This is a genomic window from Clostridium disporicum (assembly GCF_001405015.1).
GTDB classification, from domain to species: Bacteria; Bacillota; Clostridia; order Clostridiales; family Clostridiaceae; genus Clostridium; species Clostridium disporicum_B.
The window spans coordinates 1-6,610 of record NZ_CYZX01000040.1; the positions used below are offsets into that span (position 1 = coordinate 1).

Annotated in this window: 3 protein-coding genes; 2 read left to right on the forward strand and 1 reads right to left on the reverse strand. The window is 32.6% G+C overall.

The genetic code is table 11. The annotated features are described in order from the left end of the window. A partial coding sequence (locus tag ARA56_RS15960; protein ID WP_172675784.1) for a M60 family metallopeptidase occupies nt 1-4,125 on the reverse strand: 4,125 nt, incomplete at its 3' end. A gap of 238 nt (nt 4,126-4,363) precedes the next feature. Between ARA56_RS15960 and ARA56_RS15965 the strand changes: the two genes are divergently transcribed. Then, nucleotides 4,364-5,860 carry a hypothetical protein gene (locus ARA56_RS15965; RefSeq protein ID WP_055268468.1) on the forward strand — a complete coding sequence of 499 codons (1,497 nt, stop codon included), beginning with the start codon at nt 4,364-4,366 and terminating at the stop codon, nt 5,858-5,860. A 170-nt stretch (nt 5,861-6,030) separates the two neighbouring features. After that, nucleotides 6,031-6,474 carry a MerR family transcriptional regulator gene (locus ARA56_RS15970; protein WP_084759089.1) on the forward strand — a complete coding sequence of 148 codons (444 nt, stop codon included), beginning with the start codon at nt 6,031-6,033 and terminating at the stop codon, nt 6,472-6,474. Nucleotides 6,475-6,610 lie beyond the last annotated feature (136 nt).

The following is a 6,610-nucleotide window of genomic DNA, read 5'->3' on the forward strand; positions in this document are numbered from 1 at the left end:
ATCAGGAGTATTTGGTACATCAGGATTTCCATCAGGTTTTTCTACTGGAACATCAGGAGTACTTGGTACATCAGGAGTTCCATCAGGTTTTTCCGCTGGAGCATCAGGAGTACTTGGTACATCAGGAGTTCCATCAGGTTTTTCTGTTGGAACATCAGGAGTACTTGGTACATCAGGAGTTCCATCAGGTTTTTCCGCTGGAGCATCAGGAGTATTTGGTACATCAGGAGTTCCTCCAGGTTTTGTTTCATCATTAACTTTATTTGATAATACTATTATGTTTCTTTCGACTACAGTAGTATTATTATCACTATCTGTTACTTCATATTTTACTGAATAATTTCCTTCAGTTAAGATACTTAAGTCCATTGTAGGTAATTTTAGTAAATGCATTAAATCGCCATCTTCTAAATCTGTTACAGTTATTCCATTAGAGAAATCAAATCCAGTACCTTCACCTTCATTTATTACTATGTCATCTAATACAGTTATTACTGGGAATTGATTTGTTACTGTTACTATTCTATCTACAGTTGTAGTGTTTCTGTCACTATCTGTTACAGTATAAGTTAATGTATAATCTTTATTTGTTCCTGGAGTAGGCTCACCTAATTCTCCAGTTACATTTATCTGTAATCCAGTTGTATCAATATCATCAGTGTAGCTAACGTCCTTCATCTTATCGAAGGTAGCAACTTGTCCAACTCCTATTGTTATATTATTAGCACCATGTATAACTGGTGGATTTGATTTAGCAGGAGCTTTTCCTTTATAGAAAGTACCATCTGTAGATATCATATTAAGAGCTATTTCTTCGTTTATAGCACGAACTTCTATTACATGCTTACCTTCGTTTGGCATATTTAATGTAATTGAAGGTTCTCTTAGTGATCCTGTTAATTTAACTTTTTCCCACTTACCACCATCGACTCTAATTTCTACTTCAACATCTTTAACTACATATATATTACTTTCATTTCCTTCAAAACAATACATAAAGTAACCAGTAGTTGTGTTGTATGTTGCACCATTTACAAAGGCTCCATTAGAATGTTTCTTCCAATCTCCTTCATATTGTATAAAGCTAGAGTCCTGAGCTATTACATTTTTTACATTTGTTTTATTTGATAACTTTACCTCTGAAACTATTGTTATATTACGGCCATCTCTATTATTTAAAGCTCTAATTTTTAAATATTTAGCTTTTGTTTCTGGTAATGATATTTTTATGTCTGCAGGGGCACTTGAATTGTCTTTTCTTGTTTTATCTTCATGTATCTGCGTCCAAACAGTTTTATCTCCATTATACTCATCTGCTATAAATATTTCATAATCTCCTATTACACCAACTTGGTCATATTGACGTGTATATATTTCTAGATTATTAAAAGATTTTTCTTCACCTAAATCAATTATATACTCATGTGGGAAAGGTGTTCTATTAGAATCATCATAAGATGAGTGGAAATATGTAGATATATCTCCGTCAACTATATTTTCTTTAATACCTTCATTATGAGAGTTTGGATCATTATTAGGAACAACTCCTTGTGGAGTACTAATAACTGTTAATCCTTTTAATAAAGTTTCATCTGCTGTTGCTAATGTTGATGGTCTAATATACTCAGGGTCTGGCATTATGAAGTTTTTATCTGTAATTTTACCTACATCATCTAAGTTGCAATAGACCTTAGTTATTGATTTCCAACTAGTATCTCCTGAAGTTTTTCTAATATTTACATCAGCCCAGCCTATACCTCCAGTATTTTTAGCTACTAATGTATATGGATAAGCTTTATTAGCTTCTAATTTTACTGTAAAGCTAGTTGATTTAGGTCTGCCTTGATCATCAAGTTGTTGAGAAAGATTAAATGCATCTTCAGCAGTCTTTGCATAAGCGTTAGCTACAGATTGTAATGTTGTTTTATTATTTGAATGTAATTGAAAAGCAGCTCTATCATCCCCGAAAGCTTGGAATTCATACTCTCCATCTTCATCTACCATAAAATATCCGGTGCTTCTAGATAATTTATCACCTTCTGCTGCATCAATTCTCATTCCAGTTGATGTTGAAGTTCCGTATGGAGTGCCTGTCTTTAAAGCATCTAAGGCTTCGTAAATATCCCATTTAAGTATATCGAAATGCTCTACAATACTAGAATTATAATCTAGAGCTATAGTACAGTTTAATTTAGTATCATGAGATATTCCATCTTTTTCAACTCTAACTGTTAATACAAATTCATCTAATGCATTTTCAGGCATTGATTTACTAGCTAAATAATCATATTTACCATCAGGTCTTAAGTTTAAAGCTCCGTACTTTGGCTGTGATACATCTATCACAGTTACATTACCAGGTGAAACTAAACTTTTTTGGAAGTCAAATGTATAACCACTAGATGGAATATAGAATGGTCTACCTGTTTCTCTGCCTACTTCCCCCATTGCATATACACTTTGCACTGGAATAAATTCCTCATATTTAAGGGCTTTTATCGCATCAATCGTTTGTTGTTTCAATGGCCAACATAATTCATTTTGTATATACCATGTATAATCACGTCCACCAGCCACACAAAATCTATATGCCATATCATCATATCTATCATCTCTCTTCAGTCCGCCTTGACTTTCAAGCTTATAATCATATGGTGGAATATATATTCCGTTAAAGGTTCCTCCCTCATAAGTTGATTTAATAACATTAACATAGTTTATTGGTCCAATTTCATGAGCAAATGTACTAAACATAAAGTTACCTATATTCGGTACACCTGGATAGTACTTAACACCTTCAAATATTTGCTGTTTTAAACTACTATATGGATCTGCAACCTTATTCCAATCATAAGTTCCCTCTTCACCTCTAGAAGCTGCTATATTAGTATATAAAATATATGATGCAGCACTTAAAGCATTATTAGTTATTTCAGTAAAATCAGTTCCAAGGCCCCATTCATCAGAATATGAATTATATCTTCTTTGATAATGGTGATTTATTTCATGTATTATTCCCCAACTTCCATTTTTCACTAGACCATCATAATCAAATGCATCTTTTGACCATTCTGGTGGTAAATTACATGACCAGCTCCATACATTTGCATATGCTATACCAACGGTTATATATTGGTCAAAAGTAAGAGTCATTGGTGTTGTTCTGTTTTCAAGGCCCATTGCATTGGCACTTAAGGCAGTTACATTTGTCCAAAACTCTGCTGCTTTTTGAGGATCTTCAATATGACGAATAAATTTAGCCGGAAGTATAAATCTTAAATAAGGAGTTCTTATTTCAGCAAATATACCTGGTGCATCTTTTGCAACTTTCCATTCTTCAGCTGTTGTTTTACCTAAATCATAATATGGTGTATCAACTACCCCTTTAATATCTACCTCAATATTTGTGCCTGAAGGAACAGATTCAGCTATTTCTATAAAGACCATTCCTCCAAAAGGTGTACCTACTTTAGTTTCGCTTTCACTAATAGAGAAAGTTTTTCCTAAATACGGCATACGATTTTCGTTGCTATGATTATAATGATAATCTTCTGCATCAACCATAGTCATACCTACGCTAAGTTTAATTTTCCCTTGCTTAGCGTATTTTAAAGCTTCATCATTTAATGTTACAGTTGCTATTTCACCAGCTGGAACATATGAAGCTAATGAATGTGTTCCTTTAACATTAGTATTAATATATATTTTCTTTTCAACACCTAAAGCATCATCTGGAACAGTACCATAAAATTGTCCATCAGCTGCTTTATGTTTTGTTAATGTTCCATTTTTAATATCTTCTTCTACCTTGTCCATAATTGCTTTATTTTCAGCTTTTATTAGCTCAAAGGTAGCTTCATCTGGAACTTGATTAATTAATGGAATTGGATAGTAAGTTATATCATAAAGTCCAGTTACGTTTGGTAAAGTACGTGGAACGTCTGTCCTAGTTGTTATAACGCTATCTGTTGTATCGTATACAAAGGTATCATTGATTCCCTCTGAATAGATTGGATTGCTATAATCGTAATTTTCATCTGCAAAAGTAACTGTGTTAAAATTTAATGTAACAGCAAATACAAATACAGATAATTTACATATGGTTTTTAATACTTTTTTCTTCATTTGTATCCTTTCTTTATTAAATTTATTATAGTAATAACTGCACCAAAAATGATTATAATATAAGTTTGAATTAAATTAAATATTTTACAAAAACTATTTTTCATATTATAGATTTTTTTTCATTTAATGCATAGTTTTAATAAAAATATGAATAAAAAACAATTTATTATTGAAAAAAATGCTTTTAGTTGCTAGAATCTAAATGAATATGTCGAAAATTGGAGAAAAGGAGTAAATTATGAAAAAGAAAGCAAGTATTTTAGTATTAACAGGTGCGGTAACAATGAGTAATATGGGGTTAACAACATTTGCAGATGTTAAAGATGAAAGCCTATTAACTCAAGAAATAAATGCTGACTTACAAAATGAGGTATCTATAAATAATGAGGAAACATTTATAGTTCCAGAAGTTGACGAACAAATATCAATAATTGAAGATGTTAGTGATGAAAGCTTATTAATTAAAAATGTAAGCGCTAACTTAAAAAATAAAGTAGTTGTTGAACAAGGTGGAATAGTTAGAGTTGCAGGAGAGGATGGCCAATTAGGAACACCTGACGATGTATTTATTGTGCCAGGAACATATGGACAAGCTCCAGATATTGATCAGTTTGGAAATGTAACATTACCAACTGGAGGAAAGGTATACCTGCAAAATGGTACTATAGTTGAAGATATTGGGAATGATCATTCAATAATAGTTCCAGGGGGGACTGTTATTACACCAAATGGTAATGGTGGTGCACCAACAGTAAACGCAGACGGAAGCGTTAATGTACCAGAAGGTAGTATGGTAGTTTTAGCAAATGGATATGATACAACACCACCAAGTGGAAGCTCAGTAAGCAATAATGGAAATGTTACTACAGCAAGTGGAGTAGAGATTAAAGCAAATGGAACAGTTGTAGTTCCAGGACCAGATGGACAAGTAGGAACACCTGACGACGTAATGGTTAAGCCGCTTATACATCCAGATATATACGGCGAAATTCCAACTGTTGATGAATTTGGAAATGTAACATTACCAACTGGAGGACATGTATTACTGCCAGATGGGACTATAGTTACAGATAGAGGAGCTGATTATTCAATAATAGTTCCAGGAGGAACTGTTGTTACACCAAATGGTAATGGTGGAGCACCAACAGTAAATGCAGACGGAAGCGTTAATGTACCAGATGGAAGTATGGTAGTATTACCAAATGGAGATGATATGACACCAGAAGATGGAGGTGTTGTAAAACCAGATGGAAGTATTGAAAACTTAGATGGAAGTGTTATAAGACCAGATGGAAGTATTGAAAATCCAGGCGGAAATGGAAATAATCCAGGTGGAAGCGATGACAACACAGGCGGAAACGGAAATAATCCAGGTGGAAGCGATGACAACACAGGCGGAAACGGAAATAATCCAGGTGGAAGCGATGACAACACAGGCGGAAACGGAACTAATCCAGGAGGAAGTGAAAACAACACAGGTGGAAACGGAACTAATCCAGGAGGAAGTGAAAACAATACAGGTGAAAACGGAACTAACCTAGGAGGAAGTGAAAACAACACAGGTGTAAATGAAACTAATCCAAGTGAAAGCGGAAGCAACACAATTGGAAATGTAACTAATCAAGGTGGAACTGTTGTAAATCCTAATACAGGTGATACATCTATAATGGGCACATTAGGATTAGGGTTAACGGCATTATTAGCTTTAGTTAAAAATAGAAAAAATAAAGAATAAATCATTTGTCATATAGAAGACTATATATGGAGTTGTGCACTAAATAATTAGTGTACAGCTCCTTTTTGATTATAGCTTGAAAAGTTAGCTAAAGTAAAAAATAAATATTGACTTTAACCTAAGGGGAAGGATTAAACTTAAGTTATTAAATCAAATGCGCAGGTGATAAGATGTTTTCAATAGGAGTTTTTTCAAAAATTAATAAGGTAACCACAAAGACATTAAGATATTACGAAGATGTAGGCTTATTAAAGCCAGGATATGTAGATGAAGTTACAAAGTATAGATATTATACAACAGAGCAATTGCCTAAATTGCATGAAATAATAACATTGAAGCAAATGGGTTTATCAATAAATGAAATAAAGAAAGTAATAGATGAACCTAAAGAAATTGAAAATATACTAGTATCTAAAGAAAAAGAAATATTGGATATTATAAAAGAAGAGGAATATAAACTTTTAAGGTTAAGAAGCTATATTTCTAATTTAAAAGGAGATAAAGGTATGAAAAATATAATTATGAAATCATTACCCAAAGTTAAAGTTGCATCTATGAGAAGGATAGTAAATAGCTATAATGAGTTTTTAGAAGATAATTTTAGATTGTTATAGGTTGTTATAGAGGCTGTCTCTGAAATGATTTTTAAAATCATTTCAGTAGACGGTCTTTTTATTTTTTATTCATATATTTATATGAAATTATTTCTAAATGAACAAGTTTTTTGACACGACAAATAGGAGGTTATAA

Excerpts from the sequence above, each read along its gene's own strand:
- ARA56_RS15965 (WP_055268468.1), top strand. The coding sequence starts at position 4,364 with ATGAAAAAGAAAGCAAGTATTTTAGTATTAACAGGTGCGGTAACAATG.
- ARA56_RS15970 (WP_084759089.1), top strand. The coding sequence starts at position 6,031 with ATGTTTTCAATAGGAGTTTTTTCAAAAATTAATAAGGTAACCACAAAG.